The sequence below is a fragment of the Kinneretia sp. DJ1R-11 genome, assembly GCF_025717595.1.
Lineage (GTDB): Bacteria > Pseudomonadota > Gammaproteobacteria > Burkholderiales > Burkholderiaceae_C > Paucibacter_A.
In genome coordinates this window covers 38,366-57,009 of sequence record NZ_JAJIRR010000013.1, presented here as the reverse complement: position 1 = coordinate 57,009, position 18,644 = coordinate 38,366, and the positions used below count along the sequence as shown (strand labels likewise).

Genomic DNA, 18,644 nt, shown 5'->3' with positions numbered 1-18,644 from the left:
GCCTGCCTTCAGGCTGCGCGGCGCAGTGCCTGCTGCTGCCCATAGTTCGCCCGGATCAGCGCCTCCATCGGGGGCGGGCTGACGCTGTTGCCGCACATCTTGACCTGCGCGCTTTTGCTGAAGCGGCGGCCGTCGTGGCCGCGGTCGATGATGTAGTCAGCGGGGAAGCCTTGGGCCCGGTACAGCTCGGCGGGCTGGAGCATGCGCAGGCCGATGTCGACGATCACATAGGGTGTGCCCTGAATGTGGACCGTGACCAGGGCCAGGCGGTCCTTGGTGGTGATGGTGCTGGCGGGCTCGACCAGGTCCCCGTGCTGGCCGCCTTCGCCGTAGTAGCGCATCAGGAAGGCGGCCACGCGCAGGGCGCCGGCTTCGTCTTCGGGGCTCAGCGTGCATTCGACCAGGCCGTGGTGCTGGCCGCCGGCGGTGATGGTCTTGGCCGGCTGGGTGGGGTCGCCTTCGCCGCCGCAGGTGTTGCTCGAGTAAGCGTGGCTCAGAAGGGCCGCCACCAGCTGCTGCTGGCTGCCGCTGTTGGTGATGGTGCTGGCCGGGCGTTCGACCGAGTGGCCCACCGAGGGCCGCGGCCCATCGTTGGCCTGGGCGAGGTACACGGCGGCCATGGCTGCGTCGGCCTTGCCGGTGGTGGTGAAGCTGGGCTCATTGGCGCTGCGTGGCTCGGTCTGGCCTGCGCGGCCGCCGACACCCACCACCAGAGCCGTGGCCAGCCCCAGGGTGTTGTTGCCGCCCGGGCGCTTGCTGGCGCCACCGGCGGTGATGGTGGGGGCGGGCTGGTCGATGGGCAGGCCGGCATGGTCAAAGCGGAACTGCACCAGCGTCGCGGCTGCAAGAGCCTGGCCGCCGCCGCTGGCCGTGACGGTGCCCATGGGGCCTTGGATGTCGTTCGTGCCGTGGCTCCAGCGCGGGGCGTCGGGCTTGCCTTCGCCGTGGCCGGCCTGGATCAGCATGGGCGTCACCACCGCATGCTTGACGCCCTCGGCCATCACTGTGCCCAGCGGGGCCTGCATGTCCAGCGCCCGGGGCTCTTGGCCAGCGCGTTCGCCGTAGCCGGTTTGCACCAGGGTCGGCGCGGCCAGGGCCAGCTCGCCCCGATTGGCGCCGGTGATGGTGCGCAGCGGATCCGTGGGGTCGTTCACCCGCACGCCGCCCTGGTGCGTGAGCGGCATGACGGTGGGCGCTACCAGGCAGTGCTCGGCCTTGCTGACCACAGTGCTCAGCGGGTCGTTCGCGCTGTTGCTGCGGTCAGCTGCAAAGCCCGTGTGCCCAGTCGCCACCACGAAGGGTTCGGCGGCGTCGAGCACGTACTTGCGCACGCCCTTGGCGATGCGTTTGAGCGTGGCGTCAGCCAGCGGGCGCGGGCGGGTGAAGATGCTGGGGCAGGGCGTGGTGAAGTCGATGCAGGCGGCGGCGGATCCCCAGCGCTTCAGGCCCTTGGCGGGTGTTTTGGCGTGCGTCGGCGTGGGCCAGACGATCGGCAGTCCGTCGAAGCGGGCAATCATGAACAGCCGCTCGCGGGTGGTGTGGGCGCCGTGGTCGGCTGCGACGATCTTGCGCCACTGCACCTGGCCGCCCATGCGCCGCAGGCCTTCCACGAAGTGGGCCCAGGTCTGGCCCTTGCGCTTTGGGTCGGGCACCAGGAACTGCTGCTCGAGCGGGGTGTGCTCGCCCTTGGGCGCCACGCTGCCGTCCAGCCGGATGACCCGGCCTGTCTTGGTGCAGCGCTTGGCGATCAGGGGTGACCATTGCAGCATCTGTTCGACGTTTTCCAGCGTGGCAAGGTCGGGGCCCAGGCCACGCTTGCGCAGCTTGCCGATCCAGCGGTGGCCGACCCAGGCCAGCGCGCGGATCTTCTTGCTGCGTGGTTGGCCGCCACGGGCTTGGCTGTGGTGGGTGCAGTCGGGGCTGAGGTGAAGCAGGCCCACGGGCATGCCGTCGACCACTTCGATGGGGTCCACCTCCCAGACGTCGCTCAGGTAGTGGCGCGTCTGAGGGTGGTTGGCCTCGTGCATGCTGATCGCGTCGGGGTTGTGGTTGACGGCGATGTCGACATGCCGGCCCAGGGCGCGCTCGATTCCGGTGGAGGCGCCACCGCCGCCAGCGAACAGGTCGACGATCAGCTTTTCGGCAATGGGGAGGATGAATTGCTGGCTCAGCATGTGCCGGGCTCCGTGTTGGGGTTGAGGTAGGCCGGGCGGTACCGGGCGCGCAGGGGCATGGGGCACAGGCTCAGCCAGTGGCCGCGAATGCCATACATCTGCAGGTTTGCGCTGCGGTGGCCTGCGGCCGGGTGGTAGAGGCTGGCGCGTGGGTCCAGCTCTGCGCGGGCGCGGTGGGCCAGCTGGGCGATCGCGTCGGGGCGCGGTGCTGGAGGCTGGGCCGGCGCTGCCGGGGCGTTGAAGAGGTCGAGCTGCGCGGTCAGCATGGCCAGGCCTCGCCGATGGGCAGGTCGGCCCACTTGATGACTTCGCCGGCCACCGTGCTGCCGTCCGCCTGGCGCCACTCGGTGCCGTCATGCCAGCCCAGCCAAGTGGGCTCGTCGGAATCCTTGAGGCAGATCAGCACGGTGATGTCGGGGTCGGGAAGCTGGCACTCGGGTATGTGGTGCCAGGTGATGAATTCGACGGTGGTGGTCATGTGCTGGCCTCCACGCGCTTGAACTCGACCACCCAGACCCAGGGATTGCCGGTCCACGATGTCGGGCCTTCCGCTCCGTTGACCGACTGCCACAAGGCGTGGAATGACACCGACGGCGAGTAGGTTCCATCCACGATCAGCTGCCCGTAGGTGCTCCAGAATCCGTGCTCGGTCTTGTAGATGCCTTCCGCCTTGGCATCCGCCTCGCTGATGTCCTGCAGCCGCTCCACGCGCACGCTGGTGATCTCCAGGGTGATGCGGCTGGCCCAGCGGGGCATGTGGATGCTGGGCTTCCATGTTCCGAAGGCGTACTCATCAAGGCCCGGGTGATCGGCCTTGTAGGCAACATCGTCATCGCGCCGCTCGTCGGGCTTGGCGTTGTCGCGATAGATGTGGGCGAACGTCTCGCGTACCCACAGACGGTCGCCGGGCTGGCCGTAGGGGCACGCGCGCTCGATGGCGTGCTGCTCTTCGCGGGCCAAGCATGAGGGTTCGTAGAGGTTGCCGAAGTCTGGATGCCTGACGGCTTTCATGACCCGCCGCGTCTGCGTCTTCGTGCCGGCCAGGATGGCGCGCACCATGGCGCCATTGAAAAGGATGGGGCGGTCTTTCATGCGGCGCCTTCTGTGTTGAGCTCGTCTTCGTCGGGCGGGCTGTACTCGTGCGCTGCCAGCAGGGCCATGGCCTCAGGCGGCAGCGGGTTGGCCACCAGCTCGGCGCGGACTCGAACCCAGCCGGCGCACATCTGCCCGTTCTTTGGCGAGTGGCACAGGAAGGGTTTGCCCTCGGCTGCAGCTTTGAGAAAGTCCAGCTGTGTCTGCGGGCAACCGTTGGGCACGCTGCCGCGCTTGCATGCGCAGGTCTTGCACATTTCGCCACGCAGGCCCGGGCCCGTGAGGCCATCCAGGCCCATCTCAGCGAGGCGGGCCTGGCCGAGTTCAGCCAGGCGGGCGGCGCTCTTGCCCATGGCTTGGCCGGAGGGGGTGATGCGGCTGTGGGTCATGTTCAGTATCTCTGCTCGGTTCACTTGAGAGATCGGGCCGGCGCCTGGTTGAGCGCCGGCCGTTTGCTTTAGCTTCCGATCGATCCCATCAACAGGGGCACATCACCAAGTTGCTCGGTGATCTGCGTGATGAGGTCTTTGGCTGCGCTCTCATGCACGCGATCAGCGCGCACCAGTTCGTAGCGGAAATTGACCTTGCCCTGCCCCAGCGCGTACTTCAGTCGAGCCGTGATGCGCCAAGCCGCGCCACCTTGAAAGACGGGGATGCCCAGCGCGAACTGCTTGAACATTTCCATGGACTCGGTGGTACCGGCGTCAGGGTCGGCGACGTAGGTCAGGCGCACGCCACCGCTTTGCAGCTTCGCACTCGACTTCAGCACGCGCTCTTCGTTGGCGACGAACTCGGTGGCCATGCCCAGCATCTGCAGGCTGGTGGGGAAGCCTTCGGCCGAGGTGATGTCCTCGGCATGCTCTTCCAGCCACTCGGCAAATGGGACTTGCGCGAAGCTCTGGCCGTTCTTGGCGATCCAGGCCTTCCACTCGGCGCTCATGTCCGGCGCGAAGGTGGCGGTGTGCTGGCGCCAGCCCGGCGTCGTGGTCGAGTGCTCATCCAGCACTGCGGTGAATTTCAGCGCGAAGGTCTGTGGGTTGAAGTTGCACCAGACCGTCGTGCCTTCGTCGGCGTGGGTGTTGATGTAGGCCAGGAAGCTGGCGGCGTCGGTGAATTGAGCGGCGGCCTTGGTGCGGCGCGGGTTGGGCAGCAGTTTCTCGAAGTCCAGTTCCTTGAGTTCGAAGCTCTTGGGTACCGCAATCTGCATCAGAGCAGGAAAGTCGCTGTTCGCTTCCTTCAGCGTCGTGATGATCTTCGCTTCAGGCAGCACGCGAGCCAGGGTGGCGGCGATGTTTTCTTTCAAGAGGTCTTGGGTTTCCATGGTTGCTTTCGGAGTGGCGGGGGTGGTGATCAGCCGGCGACAGCGGCGACGGCTGGTGCGAACTTGATCTCGCCGGTCGACTGGTCGACCTCGCGGATCTCCTTCGGTTTGGACTCGGCGACGCGCAGGTCCAGCTTGCGCTGCGCCGGGTTATCGATGGACAGATTGCCTTCGACCGTGGGCCACAGCAGATCCGCATCGGGCGCGCGCTCGGGCGTCTTGTTGGTGACCTTTGCAGTGATGGCCATGGCGCCGCCGGACTTCTTGAAGTCCAGCACGATGGTCAGCTTGCCGGCCTTGCCTGTGTCGTCAACGCTCTTGACCAGCTCGGCCATGAGGTCGCTGCACTGGTCGAGAAACAAGCCGCCCTGAAGCAGGCGCAGCGTGTCGGTGATGGGTCGTACAGACATGGTTTCCCTTTCGGTGGTGGTGGTGAAAATGGGTGGGCCGGCACGCCCTGTAAGCTGCCCGCCGCGTTCTCGCAGCAGGTGCCGGCCCGTTGATCGTCAGGCTGCGCGGCGCTCGGCCACGGCCTCGACCCAGCTGCTGGCGGGCTCGACATAACGGCCGATGCCTGCGGCTGCGAGGCCGGCGCCGGCATCGTTGCTAGCCGGCACCTCGTGGCGGTACCGGAACTTGCACTCGACCTTCTGCACGGCGACCTGGGGCGGCTTGGTGCCCGGCTTGGGCTGCTCGGTGGTGGGTGGCACCCAGGGGGTGTCGGTGGGCAGGCGGCCTTTGGCGCGGGTGCGCTTGGCGGCCAGTTCAATCTGTCGTGCGCCGGGCAGGGCGGCACCTCGTTTGGCGGCAGCCCGTAGGGTGCGCTGCGTGCTGCTGGCTGTGCCGGCTCGCGTCTGCTGGGGTGCGCAGCTTGGCGCCACGCGGCCGGCCTGCTGCTCTGCCTGGGTGTGAGCCTCCAGCCAGGCGGCCTGGCTGAACATGCGCTTGTTCGGGCCGGCGCCGTAGGGGTGCAGCATGGTCAGGGCGCACAGGCGGTTGGCCACAAGGTTGATCTTGGCTCGGGCTACGCCGGGCAGTGCTCGGTCCAGCTCGTCCAGGCTGGCGCCGAGGCGGCCTTTCGCGTGCACCATGCCGTGCACGGTCGCGCGCAAGGTGCCGGGCTTGGAGATGCCTGCCGGATGGTCGGCTTGCAGGGCAGCGCTGGCTGTGTCGCGCCATGCGGCGGTCGCGTAGTAACGGCTGAAGCGACCCAATTTGAGGGCGAAGGCTTGCTCTTGGAGCACGGCGGTGTACAGGGTGTTGTCGACACTGCCTTCGGTGCGGTTCGCTACGGCGGCGTGCAGATCGCGCAGCATCACGCCCAGCGGGCCGGCAGCCGCCAAGGCAGCGAGCACCTCGGTGCGTGCGTGTGCCGGCCGGCCGCTGCGTGGCAGGTGGTTGGCTACCGGGCGGGTCAGGCCCAGGCGGCTGGCCTTGAGTTGCACCTGGTGCACGGGGCGGCCCAGGCGCTTGGCAAGCTCGGCGGTGTCTTGGGTGGCGTAGTTGGCGCGCAGCAGGGCAATGCCTTCGGGCGTCCAGAAATTGCGGGGGGGCTTGGCGTCGTGGCTCATGATCAAGCGGCCTCGGTTTCGTTGCAGGTGTTCACGACGCCTTGCACCGCCTCGATGGCCAGGCCCAGGGCTTGCGCGGTGCTGGCCAGGGCTTCGTCGTGGGTGGCGCCCAGCTGCAGGGCGCGGGCGTAGGCTTGGGCGACGGTGTCGCGGGCATGGATTTGGGTCATGGTTGCGGGGCCTCGGTGGGGCGGGTGTTGCTGGGCTCGTCATTGGCCGCCGGGGCGGCGAAGGTCTTGATGTGGACCATGTGCGGCTCGCTGAGGCGGCGCACGATGAGGCCGCGCTCGGCGGCGTGGTCCAGGCTGGCGCGGTTCATGTCGATGCACTCGGGGCTGTACTCGCGGTCGTCCAACATGGGCCGGGTGTCGTACCAGAGCAGGCCGGCGGCATCGCGCACGCTGGCGCAGTTGCCCTCGATGTCAGCCACGGCGGCCTGGTCGGCGATTTGGTAGGCGCGCTGGTCTGCCGTGGCGATTCGGGCGTGCAGCTCGCTCAAGGCCTGGGCGCAGCGGCGGGCGGCGGCGCTCATGCGGCCCGCCGATCTGGGTGGTTGTGCTTGGTGATGGTGCGCACCAGGGCCAGCGCCAGGCGCTCGCGCAGCTGGAGCAGGGTGCCGTTGTTGTCGATCTCGGCGTCGGCGCGCAGGTGGGGCCAGGCCCATTCGCTTTCATGCTCGCGCACGGACACGGCGGCTTCGCGGTGGATGCGCAGCAGCGTGCCGCCATGGCGGCGGACCCAGGCAGCCTCGTCTTCGAATCGCACATCCGTGACGATGTGCACCACGGGCTTGGTGAGCGGGGCTTGGGCGGCGGCGGCACCATAGAGCTGAGCCTCCTTCAGGCGAACCCACAGGCCGGGCATGAGCACGCGGCCGTAGTCGGTGCCCAGGGTCTGGGCCAGGGCGCGGTAGCTGTAGCCGATGTGGGGGACCGGGGCTTCTTTGAGCGCGCGGTCGGTCATGTACTCCATCGGGATGATGGCGGCGAGCATCTGGCGGATGGGGTCTGCAAAGCCGGTGACGGTGGCGTCGAGGTTGCTGGCCAGGGCGATGCTGGCGAGCAGCTGGCCGGCGGTGTCTTTGCCGCAGCCGGCCGCGCCGGTCAATGCGATCAGGTGGACGCTGTGCTTGGGCGTGGGGGTAGGGTGGTCGTTCATGATCAGGCGGCTTCCTTCTCAGGGGCTTCGTGGTAATGACGGGCTTGCAGGTGCACGGGGTCGAGCTGGGTGCAGCCCATGAGTTCGATGCGGGCTTGCTTGCCGCCGACGATGCGTTCGCGGTCGGCCTGCACCTTGATGACGGTGCCGGGCTTGAGCAGCGCGGCCTTGTGGCCGGCTGCCACCGCGGCGCTGGGGCCGAAGCCCATGGAGCGCTCGATTCGGTAGTCGGTACCGCCGCGCTCGGCCCAGACCTGCAGCACGTACTCGGTCACCAGCACGCCGCTTTGCAGCTGCGGCCGGGAGCGCACCTCGGGGCGGCGGCTGACGTTGAGGGCCAGGGCAATGGGGTGGAGGCTCATGGTGCTGCGTCCTGTGGTGGTGAAGGCGCTGGCCATGGATCAGCGCCCCAGGCGGCCGAGGTGCCAGGCCATGGCGGCGGCGTACAGCCGGCGCAGCAGGCGGGCCAGCAGGCCGGGGCGGGTGGGGATTTCGCTGCGGCCCGGCAGGCGCGGGATGCGGTTGTGGCGGGGCGCGCTCATGCCAGGGCCAGCTCGTAGTGGTCGGCGTTGGCGGCGGCGCGGGGCATGAGGGTGCCCGGGGGCAGCTCCAGGCCGGGCGCGTAGAACTTGGTGACCTTGGCGCTGCCGCCGCGCAGTTCGGGGTAGATCGTCGCGGCCGCGTCGAGGGCGGCCCAGGTGCCGGCATCAGTGGTCTGGATGACGCGGCGCGTGCCGTCGGCCAGGAGAAGTGAGAGTTGGATCAATCGCATGTTGCCTCCAGACACTTTGACTGTGTGTCTGAAGACAACTATTACACCAAATGACACATTGCGCAAGCCCTTGGGTGCGATTTTGTTGACCTGGGGGTATCAGGGAAACCGCGGTCGTGTGGGCTGAAATGAGCCAAAACTGCCGGCCCATAATGGCCTGCCCGAGCGGGCAAGACATCAAATCAAACCAGAGAGGATTCCATGAGTAACTACATCACCAGCGCGCTGGCCAAGGATGAGCGAGTGCTGTACCAAGGGCGCGTGAGCTACTGGAGCGTTGCGGTACCGCTCGCTGTCTGCGCGTTCTTTATGTCGGCGGGCCTGTTGGTGCTCATTGGCGGCTTGGTTGCTGGCTCGGGCGGTGGGCCGGGTTTGGTGTGGCTGGTGATCGGCGCGGTGGTGGGCGTTATGGCGTACATCAAGCTGAAGACGACGGAGCTTGCGATTACCTCGAAGCGGGTCATTGCAAAGTTCGGTTTCATCAGCCGCAAAACCGTGGAACTGAACTTGAGCAAGATCGAGAGCATTCAGGTGGACCAGAGCATCTTGGGTCGGATGCTGAACTACGGTTCATTGGTGATCGCGGGCGGCGGCAATCCGCAAGCACCCATTCCGGGCATCAGCGATCCCATGGGCTTTCGCAAGGCATTTGCTGAGGCTTCAGACAAAGCGGCTTGAGCTGCTTTGTTCCGCGAATAGCCCGCCGCGTGCGGGCTTTTTTGTGCCTGCTGGGCTGAGGTCAGGGTCCGTCGAGGGGGCCGCAGTCTCGGATGATGTTGATGACGCGGCCGTGCACGGTGATCTCACGCTCGAACTCGGCGGCGCTGAGGGTATCGCTGTGTTGCTGCCGGCGCAGCTGGTAGCTGCCGCTTGGGCCGAGGTAAATGCGAGGCATGAGGATGCTGCGCCGCCAGCCGACCAGGTAGTGGCGTCCGTCTTGTATGGGATGGGCCTGGCTGGGGTCAATGACGGCTGTGGCCTCAGGCTCGATGGGGACGAGCATGAGGTGAGCGCCGCCCTTGTGGCGAGGAAAGGCGGCAGCGGGTGCTGTGAAGTGGGCGCCGGGGATCAGTTGACCGGCTTCGATTTGATAGCGGTGGATCACGATCTGCTCGCCTCCCTGACGAGCGAAGTCTGAAGTGGCCATGGGCGCGGCCTGTTGTGCTTCAGCTAGGGGAGCGATGGTGTCCGGTGACAGCTTGTAACTGTTGTCGTCCTTCTGGGGGGCTTGCCCGAACAGCAGGAACAAGTCGTTTGTTCGCAGAACGGGATGTAGGGTGCGGATGGCGTCAATGCTGTGGGCGCGCCCGGTTTCTAGCTTGGCAATCAAGCTGCGGGAGAGTTTCGCCAGACGTGCAAGGTCGGCCTGTGTCAAGCCCATAGATCGCCGGCGGGTGGCGATGCGGTGGCCGATCTTGATCAGCTCGCTGGGGGTGGGGTTCTCTGGGGCGTCCATGGGCATTGGTTGGGTGGCCCTGCCCGTGCCTCGCGGTCGTAAGCGCCGCGTTACAAACGATTGTCCGTGCCCTGACGTGTTGGGCCTGCTGGGTCTGCCAAATTGTTCCTGGCTTGTTCGTGATCTTGTTCGCGGCGACAGCCTTGTTCTAGCGTCGGTCTGAACGTGTTCTGCCTCAGAGGGCCGACAAGGCTTTCAAAAAATAATTCAGCTGAATGGCATGGGGTTCCGTGCGCTTTGTGACTACTTCGTCGGGGAATCGCAACGTGCGGGTCAATCGATCGACGAAACCATCATGCGGGCACAGCCGGCGATGCTGACCTGGCTGCGCATCTCGGAGGGGCTGAGGGTGATGGCAGCGCTGGGGTTGCTGTCGATGCTGAGGCGGATGCCGGCTGGTACCAAGTGTGCGCGGCGAATGACCAGCTGGTCGCCCCAGCCGAGGGCGTAGGCACGGCCGTCTTGAATCTGGGTGTCGCTGGTGTCGATGATCAATGTGGCCCCGCGCGGGATGGCCGGTGCCATGTCGCTGACTTCGACGGACATCCACGCGGCAGAGCTGAGGCGGATCTCGCGGCGCTGAAGCTCGGCGGCGGCCAACAGCACAGTGCTGGTTTCATCGACACGCTGGATGTTCTTGCTTCGGTGCAGGCGCGGGATGGCGATGATTTCGCCGATTGCGCGCGGCGCGCCGATGCTAAGCGGGCGGTCCACTCCGTCTAGGTAGTAGGGCGCCATGCCCAGGCTTTCCTCGAGGCGGCGGGCTAGGTTTTCGCCAATGTCTCGCTTGCGCACGCTCTTGTGGAGGATGCAGCTGATGTAGCTGGGTTGGACGTCCAGCTGCTTGGCTAGCTGGGTCTGGGTGATCTTGTGTTGATTCAGCCAGCTTTGCAGCAGCTCACGACGCACGAGGGAAAGGCTCATGGCGTCGTATTTCACGTGACCGATTGTGTCTTCTGGTCTTGTCAAAACGGAGTCATTAGACATAAACTGTACTCGTGCAAAAAGTTGACCCACCCACCTACATCCGCAGCCTGAAGGTTTTCGAGCGCGTGCAGCTTGCTGAAGCGCTGGGGATTTCCTACGGGCACTTGAATAACCTGGCCTATGGCCGGCGGCACATCACGCCCCTCTATGCGGCGCGGCTGGAGCGCATCTCTGATGGGCAGGCGCCGCGGTACTTGGCCCTGCCAGAAGAGTGGCAAGAGATCTGGCCCGAGCTGGCCGAGCAGCTGAGAAACCGGCCATCGGCAAACGATGAGTCGGCCTCAACCTTGAAAGCGGCATAGGCATCTGGTTCTCCAGCGTGCAAAGCCGTATTAAACCATTTGACATACAAGGGCGACGTACCCATGACGAACCCTCAAGACACCGCTGCGCCCACGCTGGCCCAGGAACTTGCCGCACTGCGGCAGCTGTTGGCCCGCTTGGAGCGGCATCTGGTGGACACGGATGTCTGCCCGATGGCGGCGCGGGCGCGCGCGGCGGCTGGGCCACTGTCGCCTGAGGCCGCCGCGAATGTGCAGTACGCCATTGAGCATGGCCTGACTGCGCAAGAGTTCTCGGCGTATGTCAGCGCAGGCGGCGAATGTCGTTCTTCAGGTCCCGAAGCTCGCTCTGCACCTGAGCAAGCGATTTCGCCAGAGCAAGTAGGCCTTGATTGAGATTCCAGGCTTCTTGGTCTAAAGGTTCGCCGGTCAGATCCTTCGGAATGAGTTCGAGGTTTTCTTTGAAGTGTCGAATTGCTTGTGTGGTGCTCATGCGTGCCCTCCTGGGGCTGGTTGGTGTAGGAACCCCCAGCATAACCAGAGATGGGCACGCACCTTTTCCCCCAGCCTGCCGTGCCCTTGGGCTCGCCGCAGTGCGCTTTGCCGTGACCACTCCACCACGGCTGCGCCTTGTTTTTGTTCGCTTGGTTTCCTTTCCCGGCGCGATGTTGGCGCTGCAGCGGGCAGGCAGGGGCTTTTTTCTGAAGTGTGGATGGCATGCAAGGCAGTGTCTGCCTGTGGCGGCCTAACGCGCAATCTGTTTGGATAACGAGGTTTCGTACGATGAACGTCTTAGATGCTGCCTTCGCAATCGCACATGACTACCCGCACGGCGGGGCCCGGGCGCTGGGTATGCGCATGGGTAAAAACAGCCTCAGCGACGAGCTGAACCCGAACATCTCGCGCGCCAAGTTTGGCTTGGCGGATGCGGTGCAGCTGCAGCAGCTGACTGGGGACTATCGGGTGCTGCATGCCATGGCGGCGGAGCTGGGCCACCTGGCGGTGCCACTGCCTGCGGCGGAGCTGGGCGACACACCATGCGCAAGCCTGGTGGCGAAGCTGGCGCAGGAGTTCGCGCAGCTGATGGCCGAGGTGGCCCAGGATCTGGCCGACAGCGCGGTGGATGACAACGAGCTGCGGCGGCTGGAGCGCCAGTCGGGCCGGCTGGTGGCTGAGGTGCAAGCGTTGCTGAAGCATGCGGCCACCATGAATGCCGAGGCCAAGCCGGCGTTCATTCGCTCGGTGGCCTGAACGATGAAGCGGCCGAGCTTTCAGTTCTACCCCGGCGACTGGCGCAAGAACGCCAAGCTGCGGCGTTGCTCGGATGCGGCGCGCGGGGCCTGGATCGATGTGATGTGCATCTTGCACGATTCGTCGGACGAGGCGGGCGAGTATGGCGTGGTGCGCTGGCCTCTGGAGGACCTGGCGCGGGCGGCCGGCGCGCAGCTGAAGCTGTGCAAAGAATTGGCCTCCAAGGGGGTGCTGAAGGGCGCCGACAAGGGGGCGGCACCGTACGTGCACACGCCGCGCCATGCCGGCAAGGTGGGCGAACCGGTGGTGCTGGTGGATACGGCAGGGGGCGGGCCGGTGTGGTACTGCAGCCGCATGGTGCGGGACGAATGGATGCGGCAGCGGCGTGGCGCGAGTACGCGTTTCAGCCCTGACTTTCAGCCCCCTGGCCGTTCACCAAAGGGGGGGATTGGTGAACCGTATGGTGACGGCAGCGAAGGCGGCAGGGAGTACGGCAGCGAGCACGGCAACAATCCGCCCATCCGTGTTCCCACCGGACGGCAGGGTAACGGCCCTTCCTCTTCCTCTTCCTCTTTAATACAGACTGATAACCTCACACAGGCCGAAGTGTCGTGTGTCGATGGGCTTGAACCGACTCAACTCGGGGCGGTTTACGCGGCGCTGCGGGATGCTGGCGTCACCGATGCCAACCCGGGAGACCCGGTCTTGAAAGTGATGGTGGAGCAGGGCGTCGATGTGGCCGAGTGGCGGGCAGCGGCGAAGGCGGCGCTGAAGGCGGGGCGGTCGGACATGGCCTACGTGGTGGGCGTGGTCCGCAACAAGCGGGCCGATGCGTCGAAGCTGAAGCTGGCCCCTGCAGCGCAGCCGGTGCACACCGTCACGGTGGCGAGCAATGACGCCGAGATTACGCGGCAACGGCTGGAGGCTGAGGCGAAGCGGCCCTTTGGCCTGCCGAGCGAAGAGCAGCGGGCCAAGATCGCGGAAGCGCGCCAAGCTGCGCGGTTGACCCCGGTGGTGAGGGCGCAGGCATGATCCGCATTGAGCTGCAGGGCGACGCCTCGTTCCTCGCTGCCATGGCGCAGAGCGAAAAGCAGGCGCGGTTTGCGCTGTCGGTGGCGCTGAACCAGACGGCCAAGGCGGTCATCGTGGACCAGCGCAAGGAAATGCAGGATGTGTTCGACCGGCCGACGCCGTGGACGCTGAACAGCTTGCGCCAGTACGGTGTTGCAAAGCGCGACAAGCTGGAGACCGAGGTGGACTGGCGCGCCAACTTTGGCAAGGGCATCCAGCCCGACCAGTACATGATGGCCCAGGTGACGGGTGGCGCTCGGCGCATGAAGCGCTACGAGGTGGCGCTGCGGTCGGTAGGCGCATTGCCTGACGATCACTACACCGTGCCGGGCGAGGGCGCCAAGCTCGATGCCTACGGGAACATCAGCGCAGGCCAGATCATCCAGATCCTGAGCTACTTCAAGGCCTTCCCGGAAATGGGCTACAAGTCCAATGCAACGGAGAAGACCAAGGCCCGCTTGGCTCGCGACAACAAGCGGACCGGTGCGCGTGGATTCGTGTACTTCGTGGGCCGGCCCGGTGATCGCGGCCAGCTCGGCCTGTACAAGCGCACGCAGCTGGGCTTCGGCAGCTCCATCACGCCCATCCTGATCTTCGTGAAGAGTGCCAACTACGAAGCCCGCTTCGACATCGAGTACGTCGCCGCCAAGACGTTGGCCCGCGAGCTGCAGCCCGCCTTCGACACCGCCTTCGCCGCCGCGATGGCCACAGCCAAATGACCTGCCTGAAAAAACGTGGGTCCTTCCGGGCACCCCAGCCTGCGGGTAATTCGAACCGGGTTGTCGGACTGTTTCGCAAGTCTCCTAAGGGGGTTAAGTGAAGGTGATAGGGGCTTTGGATGTGGTGATTTCTCAGGCTGATTTTGCAGACCTGATCGGGGTCAGCGAAGCGCGCGTCAGCCAGCTCGTGAGCGAGGGCGTGATCACGCGCGGCGAGACTGGCCGGCAATGGCTGCTCGCCTATTGCGAGCGCCTTCGCGACATGGCTGCTGGCCGCATGGGTGCGGAGGGCGGCCTCGACCTGGTGCAAGAACGCGCAGCGCTGGCCCGGTCGCAGCGTGTGGCGCAAGAGCTGAAGAACGCGGTGGCGCGCGGCGAGTTCGCGCCCATCGGCCTGCTGTCCGATGTGCTGGGCGCTGCCTCGTCGGCCGTGGTCGATCGCTTCGAACAGCTCGACGCCGCGCTGCGCAAGGAATGCCCCGACCTGCAAGAGACCGCGCGCATGGCGATCCACAAGGTCATCACCTCGGCGCGCAATGAGTGGATCCGCTCGACGGCCAGCCTCGTCGAGGCCCAGCTGGCCGAGCTCGACGCCGAAGCCGATGACGACCAGGACGGCGCCCTGGCCGTGGAGCTGGACGATTGAGCGCCACCATCCACCGCCACCTGGCGCAGCGCGACACCCTGCGCGCTGTCGGCGAGGCCGTGCGCCTCGGCATGGGCAGCCTGCGCGCGGATCCGCCGCAGCGCCTGAGCGACTGGGCACGCGAGCACTTCAAGCTGGCCGGCGAATCCAGCCACCAGAAAGGCGCATGGGAGTCCTGGCCCTTCCAGATCGGCTGGATGGATGCCTTCAGCAATGACGACATCGAGCATTGCGATGTGCAGAAGTCCAAGCGTGTGGGCTACACCAAGACCGTGTCCGCCTTCGTCGCCTACAACATCGCCCACCGCCGCCGCAAGCAAGCCGTCTGGCAGCCCACCGACGATGACCGCGACAGCTTCGTCAAGAGCGAGATCGACCCCGTGCTCGACGGCGTGGCCGCCGTGCGCGCAGCCCGCCGCAAAGGAAAGGGCGACCAGGGCGACACCATCAAGCTCAAGACCTTCCGCGACAGCGTGGCCCACTTCCTGGGCGGCAAGGCGGCCCGGGCCTATCGCCGCATCACCGTGGCCGTGGCCATCCTGGATGAGTGGAGCGGCTTCGACCAGCAGATTGAGAAGTCCTCAGACCCCGGCACCCTTGCCAAGGGCCGCCTCGAGGGCGCGCCCTATCCCAAGTTTGTCGGCGGATCCACACCCCGCATCAAAGGCCTCTGCCACGTCGAACGCTCCCGCCTCAATGCGGATGCCGACATGCGGTACCACATCCGCTGCCCCCACTGCGCCGAAGAGCACCCGCTCTACTGGGGCGGCAAGGATGTGCCCCACGGCCTCAAGTGGGACCGCGGCCAGCCCGACACCGTGCGCCATGTCTGCCCCCACTGCGGCGGCGAGATCCGCCAGGGCGACTACCTGCGCGCCTGGATCGGCGATTGGGTCTGCATCAAGACCGGCATCCGCTACGGCGCCGACCAAGTCTGGCGCGACGCTGCCGGCCAGCCCACCCGACCGCCGCGCCATGTGGCCTTCCACATCTGGGCCGGCTACAGCCCCCAGCGCACCTGGGCCGACATCGTGCGCGAGTTTGAGCAAGCCAGAGCCGCGCTCGAGCAAGGCGACGTCGGCCCCATGCAGGGCTTCATCAATGAGACCCTGGGCGAGACCTGGGAAGTCAAAGGCGAGCGCACCGAAGAACACGCCTTGCAGGCCCGGGCCGAGCCCTTCCCGCTGCGCGTCGTTCCCATCGGCGGCCTGGTGCTCACCGCTGGCGTCGACCTGCAGGGCAACCGCTGGGAAATCGGCGTCTGGGCCTGGGGCCGAGGCATGGAGTCCTGGACTGTGGATCACCACATCATCGAAGGAAACCCAGCGGATGACCGGGATTGGGCTGCCGTCGAGCAGTACCTGCAGCGTCGCTACCCCCAGGCCTGGCACGGCGGCAGTCTTGGCATTGAGGCCATCAGCATCGACTCGAGCAACGACACCCAGGCCGCGTACAACTTTGTGCGCAGGCAGCAGGGCCTGATGAAAATCCATGCGATCAAGGGTGCGTCTGAGCCCAACAAGCCAATCAAAGGCACAGCCAGTAGCCAAGATGTGAATTGGCGCGGGCAGAAATGGGCCAACGGCGTCAAGCTCTGGGTGATCGGCGTGGACACCGCCAAAGACCTGCTCCACGGCCAGCTCGCCATCGCCGAGCCCGGCCCCGGCTACGTGCATTTCAGCAGCCAGCTGCCCCGCGAGTGGTACGAGCAGCTCACTGCCGAGCAGCGCATCTTGGTGCGCGTGCCCACCGGCGAGGCCCACCGCTGGGTCAAACGCCGGAATCGCAATGAAGTGCTCGACTGCCGCAACTACGCCCTCCACGCTGCCTACATGCTCGGCCTCCACACCAAGCCCGACCGCTCCTGGAGCCTCATCGAACAAGCCGTGCAGCCGGCCCGCGACCTCTTCACCAGCGAGGCCCTGCTGCTGCCGCATCAGATCGCGGCGCAGCCTGAGCCCGCCGCCCTGGCGCTTGTCTTGCCAGCCCTGGCCCATGTGGCCCAGCTGCCGCCCATGGCGCGGCCAGCCGCCGCCCGCCCGCAACCCCGCCGCCTGTGCTGATCGCCCACTATGACCCCTCACCCAACACACCCCAAGCCGCCGCAGGAATTGGCCGACCAGCCCGACCTGGTGGACCGGATCTTTGACTACCTCGTCGAGATCCTGCCCGAGCTGGAGGCTGCCGAGGTCCGCCTCTCCGGCGCCCGTGAACGCGTGCGGCGCGAGTTCGCGGGCATCGAAACCTATGTGCGCAAGCGCGATGCCGGCAGCCTTCGCCCTGAGGTGCTGGCCCTGTTCAACGGCCGCAACGCCAGCGAGGTGGCGCGCAGGCTGGGCGTCAGCAGGGCCACCGTGTACCGCTGCCTGAAGCAGCCTGCCGCAAACGAGTCTCAATTTTCCGAGAAATGAGACAAGCCCGTGGGCATGCTCGCGGGCATGGCACTCACCCAAACCGATCTCGCGCGGCTCGACTCCGCCATCGCCACCTCTGAGCTGGAGGTGGAAGTCGACGGTCAGCGCGTGCGCTACCGCAGCACCCAGGACCTGCTCGCTGCCCGCGCCCATGTGGCCAGCGTTCTCTCCAGCTCCACGGCGGGCGGCGGCGCTGCTCGCCGCACCGGCTACCCCACCTTCATCACCAGCCGGGAGCGTTGATCATGAGCCGTGCCTTCGTCCAAGCCACCCAGCCCACCGTGCTGGACCGCCTCATTGGCTGGGTCTCCCCCGGCGCCGGCCTGCAGCGGCACCACAGCCGCCAGCTGCTCACTCGCGCCTATGCCGCCGCTTTGCCGGGCGACACCTGGCGCCCCAAGCGCCCCAACGCCAGCGCCAACGCTGACCACGCCGCGGATGCGCCCACGCTGCGCGCCAAGAGCCGCAGCCTGATCCAGAACGTCGAGTACATCGCCGCCGGCATGAATGCCCGCGTCGCTCACATCGTCGGTACCGGCATCATCCCCAAGTGGGGCGGCCGCCATGGTAATGTTCTCGCGGACCTGTGGCCGCAATGGGTCAAAGTAGCGGATGCCGACGGTCGGCGCGACCTCTACGGCATCCAGGCCGCCGGCGTGCGCGCCATGGACGCCGACGGCGAGGTGCTCATCCGCCTACGCTCCCGCCGCATGAGCGACGGCCTGCCCGTGCCCTTGCAACTGCAGCTGCTGGAGATTGATCACCTCGACACCACGATCACGCGTGGCAACGGCAACAACGCCGTGGTCGGCGGCTGCGAAGTCGACGCCCTGGGCAAGGTGGTGGCCTACTGGCTCTGGCCCCAGCACCCCGGCGACCAGGGGCAGCTGCGCCAGCGCAACCAGCGCAGCACCCGCGTGCCTGCGGCCGAGATCATTCACCTGTTCGCGCCCACGCGGCCGGGCCAGGGTCGGGGCTTTCCGCGCCTGTCGAGCGTCATCCCCCGCGCCCGCGACCTGCAGCTGCTGGAGGACGCCGAGCTGCAGCGCAAGAACCTCGAGGGCCGCCTGTCCGTGCTCGCGAGTGGCGATGTGGCGGGCATGGCTGAGGGTGCGCAGTACAGCGGCGGCCCTGGTGCCGGTGCCAGCCTGGGCGAGCTGGCCAGCGGCGGCATCACGCAGATCCCGGCCGGCATGAACGTCACCGTGATCGAGCCCAAGGCCGCGCCCGGCTTCGTCGACTACTGCAAGTACAACATCCATCTCATCTGCGCCGGCGCAGGCTTCACCTACGAGCAGGCCACAGGCGACATGAGGGAAGTGAATTTCAGCAGCGCCCGCGTGCGCCTGCTCGACTTCCGCCGCGAGATCGAGCAGCTGCAGTGGCTCACCGTGATCCCTCAGCTGTGCGAGCGCATCTGCGCCGAGTTCGCGGCCTATGCCGCCCTGGCGGGCGTGATCCAGGGCAAGTTGGACTACACCGTCGAGCACTCCACCCCCAAGTGGGACCACGTCAACCCTTCGCAGGATGTCGACGCCGACCTGGCCGAGATCGCCGGTGGCCTCAGCAGCATCAGCGAGAAGCTGCGCCGCCGCGGCTACGACCCCAAGCAAGTGTTTGACGAGCTGGCCGAGGACATCAAGGGCCTGCAAGAGCGCGGCATCTGGGATGCGCTCGTCATGCTGCTCAAGGGCAAAGTGCCGGCGCAGCCCAGTCCGAACGGCGGCTGAA

At 66.5% G+C, this 18,644-nt stretch carries 27 protein-coding genes; 10 read left to right on the top strand and 17 right to left on the bottom strand.

Annotated features, from left to right (window positions below; genetic code table 11):
• Positions 1-8 precede the first annotated feature (8 nt).
• The 14 genes from LNV23_RS19115 to LNV23_RS19050 form a co-directional block, all read right to left on the bottom strand.
• Positions 9-2,174, bottom strand: a complete 2,166-nt coding sequence (locus LNV23_RS19115) for a DNA cytosine methyltransferase (protein ID WP_263564450.1) — start codon at positions 2,172-2,174, stop codon at positions 9-11.
• Positions 2,168-2,440, bottom strand: a complete 273-nt coding sequence (locus LNV23_RS19110; RefSeq protein ID WP_263564449.1) for a hypothetical protein — start codon at positions 2,438-2,440, stop codon at positions 2,168-2,170. The genes LNV23_RS19115 and LNV23_RS19110 overlap by 7 nt, the downstream gene beginning before the upstream one ends.
• Positions 2,434-2,652 carry a hypothetical protein gene (locus LNV23_RS19105; protein WP_263564448.1) on the bottom strand — a complete coding sequence of 73 codons (219 nt, stop codon included), beginning with the start codon at positions 2,650-2,652 and terminating at the stop codon, positions 2,434-2,436. Before LNV23_RS19105 ends, LNV23_RS19110 begins: the two co-directional genes overlap by 7 nt.
• Entirely contained in the window at positions 2,649-3,266 is a 618-nt protein-coding gene (locus LNV23_RS19100) for an ASCH domain-containing protein (RefSeq protein ID WP_263564447.1), read from the bottom strand. The genes LNV23_RS19105 and LNV23_RS19100 overlap by 4 nt, the downstream gene beginning before the upstream one ends.
• Complete coding sequence (locus tag LNV23_RS19095) at positions 3,263-3,655, bottom strand: hypothetical protein (protein WP_263564446.1); 393 nt, start codon at positions 3,653-3,655, stop codon at positions 3,263-3,265. The genes LNV23_RS19100 and LNV23_RS19095 overlap by 4 nt, the downstream gene beginning before the upstream one ends.
• 68 nt (positions 3,656-3,723) lie before the next feature.
• Positions 3,724-4,587, bottom strand: coding sequence for a DUF2303 family protein (locus LNV23_RS19090; protein WP_263564445.1), 864 nt, complete (start codon positions 4,585-4,587; stop codon positions 3,724-3,726).
• 29 nt (positions 4,588-4,616) lie between these two features.
• Positions 4,617-4,997, bottom strand: coding sequence for a YfdP family phage-associated protein (locus LNV23_RS19085; RefSeq protein ID WP_263564444.1), 381 nt, complete (start codon positions 4,995-4,997; stop codon positions 4,617-4,619).
• Between the two features lie 96 nt (positions 4,998-5,093).
• The gene (locus LNV23_RS19080) at positions 5,094-6,158 is read right to left on the bottom strand and encodes a hypothetical protein (RefSeq protein ID WP_263564443.1); all 1,065 of its coding nucleotides are present in this window, start codon (positions 6,156-6,158) and stop codon (positions 5,094-5,096) included.
• Between the two features lie 2 nt (positions 6,159-6,160).
• Complete coding sequence (locus tag LNV23_RS19075; protein ID WP_263564442.1) at positions 6,161-6,328, bottom strand: hypothetical protein; 168 nt, start codon at positions 6,326-6,328, stop codon at positions 6,161-6,163.
• Positions 6,325-6,690 carry a hypothetical protein gene (locus LNV23_RS19070; protein WP_263564441.1) on the bottom strand — a complete coding sequence of 122 codons (366 nt, stop codon included), beginning with the start codon at positions 6,688-6,690 and terminating at the stop codon, positions 6,325-6,327. The genes LNV23_RS19075 and LNV23_RS19070 overlap by 4 nt, the downstream gene beginning before the upstream one ends.
• On the bottom strand, positions 6,687-7,316 hold the full coding sequence (locus tag LNV23_RS19065; protein ID WP_263564440.1) for a deoxynucleotide monophosphate kinase family protein: 630 nt from the start codon (positions 7,314-7,316) through the stop codon (positions 6,687-6,689). The genes LNV23_RS19070 and LNV23_RS19065 overlap by 4 nt, the downstream gene beginning before the upstream one ends.
• Before the next feature lie 2 nt (positions 7,317-7,318).
• Positions 7,319-7,678, bottom strand: a complete 360-nt coding sequence (locus tag LNV23_RS19060; protein ID WP_263564439.1) for a hypothetical protein — start codon at positions 7,676-7,678, stop codon at positions 7,319-7,321.
• A 39-nt stretch (positions 7,679-7,717) separates the two neighbouring features.
• The gene (locus tag LNV23_RS19055) at positions 7,718-7,858 is read right to left on the bottom strand and encodes a hypothetical protein (RefSeq protein ID WP_263564438.1); all 141 of its coding nucleotides are present in this window, start codon (positions 7,856-7,858) and stop codon (positions 7,718-7,720) included.
• Complete coding sequence (locus tag LNV23_RS19050; RefSeq protein WP_263564437.1) at positions 7,855-8,088, bottom strand: hypothetical protein; 234 nt, start codon at positions 8,086-8,088, stop codon at positions 7,855-7,857. Before LNV23_RS19050 ends, LNV23_RS19055 begins: the two co-directional genes overlap by 4 nt.
• A 201-nt stretch (positions 8,089-8,289) precedes the next feature.
• Between LNV23_RS19050 and LNV23_RS19045 the strand changes: the two genes are divergently transcribed.
• Complete coding sequence (locus tag LNV23_RS19045) at positions 8,290-8,766, top strand: PH domain-containing protein (RefSeq protein WP_263564436.1); 477 nt, start codon at positions 8,290-8,292, stop codon at positions 8,764-8,766.
• A gap of 61 nt (positions 8,767-8,827) precedes the next feature.
• Here the strand turns inward: LNV23_RS19045 and LNV23_RS19040 are convergent, their stop codons facing one another.
• Both LNV23_RS19040 and LNV23_RS19035 read right to left on the bottom strand, forming a co-directional pair.
• The gene (locus tag LNV23_RS19040) at positions 8,828-9,544 is read right to left on the bottom strand and encodes a helix-turn-helix domain-containing protein (RefSeq protein WP_263564435.1); all 717 of its coding nucleotides are present in this window, start codon (positions 9,542-9,544) and stop codon (positions 8,828-8,830) included.
• Between the two features lie 273 nt (positions 9,545-9,817).
• On the bottom strand, positions 9,818-10,468 hold the full coding sequence (locus LNV23_RS19035; RefSeq protein ID WP_263564434.1) for an XRE family transcriptional regulator: 651 nt from the start codon (positions 10,466-10,468) through the stop codon (positions 9,818-9,820).
• Positions 10,469-10,542: 74 nt separating this feature from the next.
• Here LNV23_RS19035 and LNV23_RS19030 point away from each other — a divergent pair, with 74 nt between their 5' ends.
• Positions 10,543-10,833 (top strand): helix-turn-helix domain-containing protein, encoded by a 291-nt coding sequence (locus LNV23_RS19030; RefSeq protein ID WP_263564433.1) that lies wholly within the window; start codon positions 10,543-10,545, stop codon positions 10,831-10,833.
• A 283-nt stretch (positions 10,834-11,116) separates the two neighbouring features.
• Here the strand turns inward: LNV23_RS19030 and LNV23_RS19025 are convergent, their stop codons facing one another.
• Positions 11,117-11,305, bottom strand: coding sequence for a hypothetical protein (locus LNV23_RS19025; RefSeq protein WP_263564432.1), 189 nt, complete (start codon positions 11,303-11,305; stop codon positions 11,117-11,119).
• A 290-nt stretch (positions 11,306-11,595) separates the two neighbouring features.
• On the opposite strand from LNV23_RS19025, the gene LNV23_RS19020 reads away from it, so the two are divergent.
• From LNV23_RS19020 to LNV23_RS18985, 8 genes are all read left to right on the top strand, one after another.
• Positions 11,596-12,063, top strand: a complete 468-nt coding sequence (locus tag LNV23_RS19020) for a phage regulatory CII family protein (protein WP_263564431.1) — start codon at positions 11,596-11,598, stop codon at positions 12,061-12,063.
• A gap of 3 nt (positions 12,064-12,066) precedes the next feature.
• Positions 12,067-13,095, top strand: a complete 1,029-nt coding sequence (locus tag LNV23_RS19015) for a hypothetical protein (protein ID WP_263564430.1) — start codon at positions 12,067-12,069, stop codon at positions 13,093-13,095.
• Positions 13,092-13,853 (top strand): hypothetical protein, encoded by a 762-nt coding sequence (locus LNV23_RS19010; RefSeq protein ID WP_263564429.1) that lies wholly within the window; start codon positions 13,092-13,094, stop codon positions 13,851-13,853. The genes LNV23_RS19015 and LNV23_RS19010 overlap by 4 nt, the downstream gene beginning before the upstream one ends.
• 97 nt (positions 13,854-13,950) lie before the next feature.
• On the top strand, positions 13,951-14,499 hold the full coding sequence (locus tag LNV23_RS19005; protein ID WP_263564428.1) for a hypothetical protein: 549 nt from the start codon (positions 13,951-13,953) through the stop codon (positions 14,497-14,499).
• On the top strand, positions 14,496-16,562 hold the full coding sequence (locus LNV23_RS19000) for a phage terminase large subunit family protein (protein ID WP_263564427.1): 2,067 nt from the start codon (positions 14,496-14,498) through the stop codon (positions 16,560-16,562). The genes LNV23_RS19005 and LNV23_RS19000 overlap by 4 nt, the downstream gene beginning before the upstream one ends.
• 9 nt (positions 16,563-16,571) lie before the next feature.
• Positions 16,572-16,910: a helix-turn-helix domain-containing protein gene (locus LNV23_RS18995; RefSeq protein ID WP_263564426.1), complete on the top strand. Its 339-nt coding sequence runs from the start codon at positions 16,572-16,574 to the stop codon at positions 16,908-16,910.
• 27 nt (positions 16,911-16,937) lie between these two features.
• Entirely contained in the window at positions 16,938-17,156 is a 219-nt protein-coding gene (locus LNV23_RS18990) for a phage head-tail joining protein (RefSeq protein ID WP_263564425.1), read from the top strand.
• A gap of 2 nt (positions 17,157-17,158) precedes the next feature.
• The gene (locus LNV23_RS18985; protein ID WP_263564424.1) at positions 17,159-18,643 is read left to right on the top strand and encodes a phage portal protein; all 1,485 of its coding nucleotides are present in this window, start codon (positions 17,159-17,161) and stop codon (positions 18,641-18,643) included.
• Position 18,644 lies beyond the last annotated feature (1 nt).

Bases quoted from the DNA above. Each gene is read 5' to 3' on its own strand.
- LNV23_RS19020 (WP_263564431.1), top strand. From the start codon at position 11,596: ATGAACGTCTTAGATGCTGCCTTCGCAATCGCACATGACTACCCGCAC.
- LNV23_RS19115 (WP_263564450.1), bottom strand. From the start codon at position 2,174: ATGCTGAGCCAGCAATTCATCCTCCCCATTGCCGAAAAGCTGATCGTC.
- LNV23_RS19070 (WP_263564441.1), bottom strand. From the start codon at position 6,690: ATGAGCGCCGCCGCCCGCCGCTGCGCCCAGGCCTTGAGCGAGCTGCAC.
- LNV23_RS19045 (WP_263564436.1), top strand. From the start codon at position 8,290: ATGAGTAACTACATCACCAGCGCGCTGGCCAAGGATGAGCGAGTGCTG.
- LNV23_RS19100 (WP_263564447.1), bottom strand. From the start codon at position 3,266: ATGAAAGACCGCCCCATCCTTTTCAATGGCGCCATGGTGCGCGCCATC.
- LNV23_RS19090 (WP_263564445.1), bottom strand. From the start codon at position 4,587: ATGGAAACCCAAGACCTCTTGAAAGAAAACATCGCCGCCACCCTGGCT.
- LNV23_RS19055 (WP_263564438.1), bottom strand. From the start codon at position 7,858: ATGAGCGCGCCCCGCCACAACCGCATCCCGCGCCTGCCGGGCCGCAGC.
- LNV23_RS19110 (WP_263564449.1), bottom strand. From the start codon at position 2,440: ATGCTGACCGCGCAGCTCGACCTCTTCAACGCCCCGGCAGCGCCGGCC.
- LNV23_RS19085 (WP_263564444.1), bottom strand. From the start codon at position 4,997: ATGTCTGTACGACCCATCACCGACACGCTGCGCCTGCTTCAGGGCGGC.
- LNV23_RS19095 (WP_263564446.1), bottom strand. From the start codon at position 3,655: ATGACCCACAGCCGCATCACCCCCTCCGGCCAAGCCATGGGCAAGAGC.
- LNV23_RS19080 (WP_263564443.1), bottom strand. From the start codon at position 6,158: ATGAGCCACGACGCCAAGCCCCCCCGCAATTTCTGGACGCCCGAAGGC.
- LNV23_RS19105 (WP_263564448.1), bottom strand. From the start codon at position 2,652: ATGACCACCACCGTCGAATTCATCACCTGGCACCACATACCCGAGTGC.
- LNV23_RS19065 (WP_263564440.1), bottom strand. From the start codon at position 7,316: ATGAACGACCACCCTACCCCCACGCCCAAGCACAGCGTCCACCTGATC.
- LNV23_RS18995 (WP_263564426.1), top strand. From the start codon at position 16,572: ATGACCCCTCACCCAACACACCCCAAGCCGCCGCAGGAATTGGCCGAC.
- LNV23_RS18985 (WP_263564424.1), top strand. From the start codon at position 17,159: ATGAGCCGTGCCTTCGTCCAAGCCACCCAGCCCACCGTGCTGGACCGC.
- LNV23_RS19025 (WP_263564432.1), bottom strand. From the start codon at position 11,305: ATGAGCACCACACAAGCAATTCGACACTTCAAAGAAAACCTCGAACTC.
- LNV23_RS19010 (WP_263564429.1), top strand. From the start codon at position 13,092: ATGATCCGCATTGAGCTGCAGGGCGACGCCTCGTTCCTCGCTGCCATG.
- LNV23_RS19050 (WP_263564437.1), bottom strand. From the start codon at position 8,088: ATGCGATTGATCCAACTCTCACTTCTCCTGGCCGACGGCACGCGCCGC.
- LNV23_RS19060 (WP_263564439.1), bottom strand. From the start codon at position 7,678: ATGAGCCTCCACCCCATTGCCCTGGCCCTCAACGTCAGCCGCCGCCCC.
- LNV23_RS19015 (WP_263564430.1), top strand. From the start codon at position 12,067: ATGAAGCGGCCGAGCTTTCAGTTCTACCCCGGCGACTGGCGCAAGAAC.
- LNV23_RS19075 (WP_263564442.1), bottom strand. From the start codon at position 6,328: ATGACCCAAATCCATGCCCGCGACACCGTCGCCCAAGCCTACGCCCGC.
- LNV23_RS19035 (WP_263564434.1), bottom strand. From the start codon at position 10,468: ATGAGCCTTTCCCTCGTGCGTCGTGAGCTGCTGCAAAGCTGGCTGAAT.
- LNV23_RS18990 (WP_263564425.1), top strand. From the start codon at position 16,938: ATGGCACTCACCCAAACCGATCTCGCGCGGCTCGACTCCGCCATCGCC.
- LNV23_RS19040 (WP_263564435.1), bottom strand. From the start codon at position 9,544: ATGGACGCCCCAGAGAACCCCACCCCCAGCGAGCTGATCAAGATCGGC.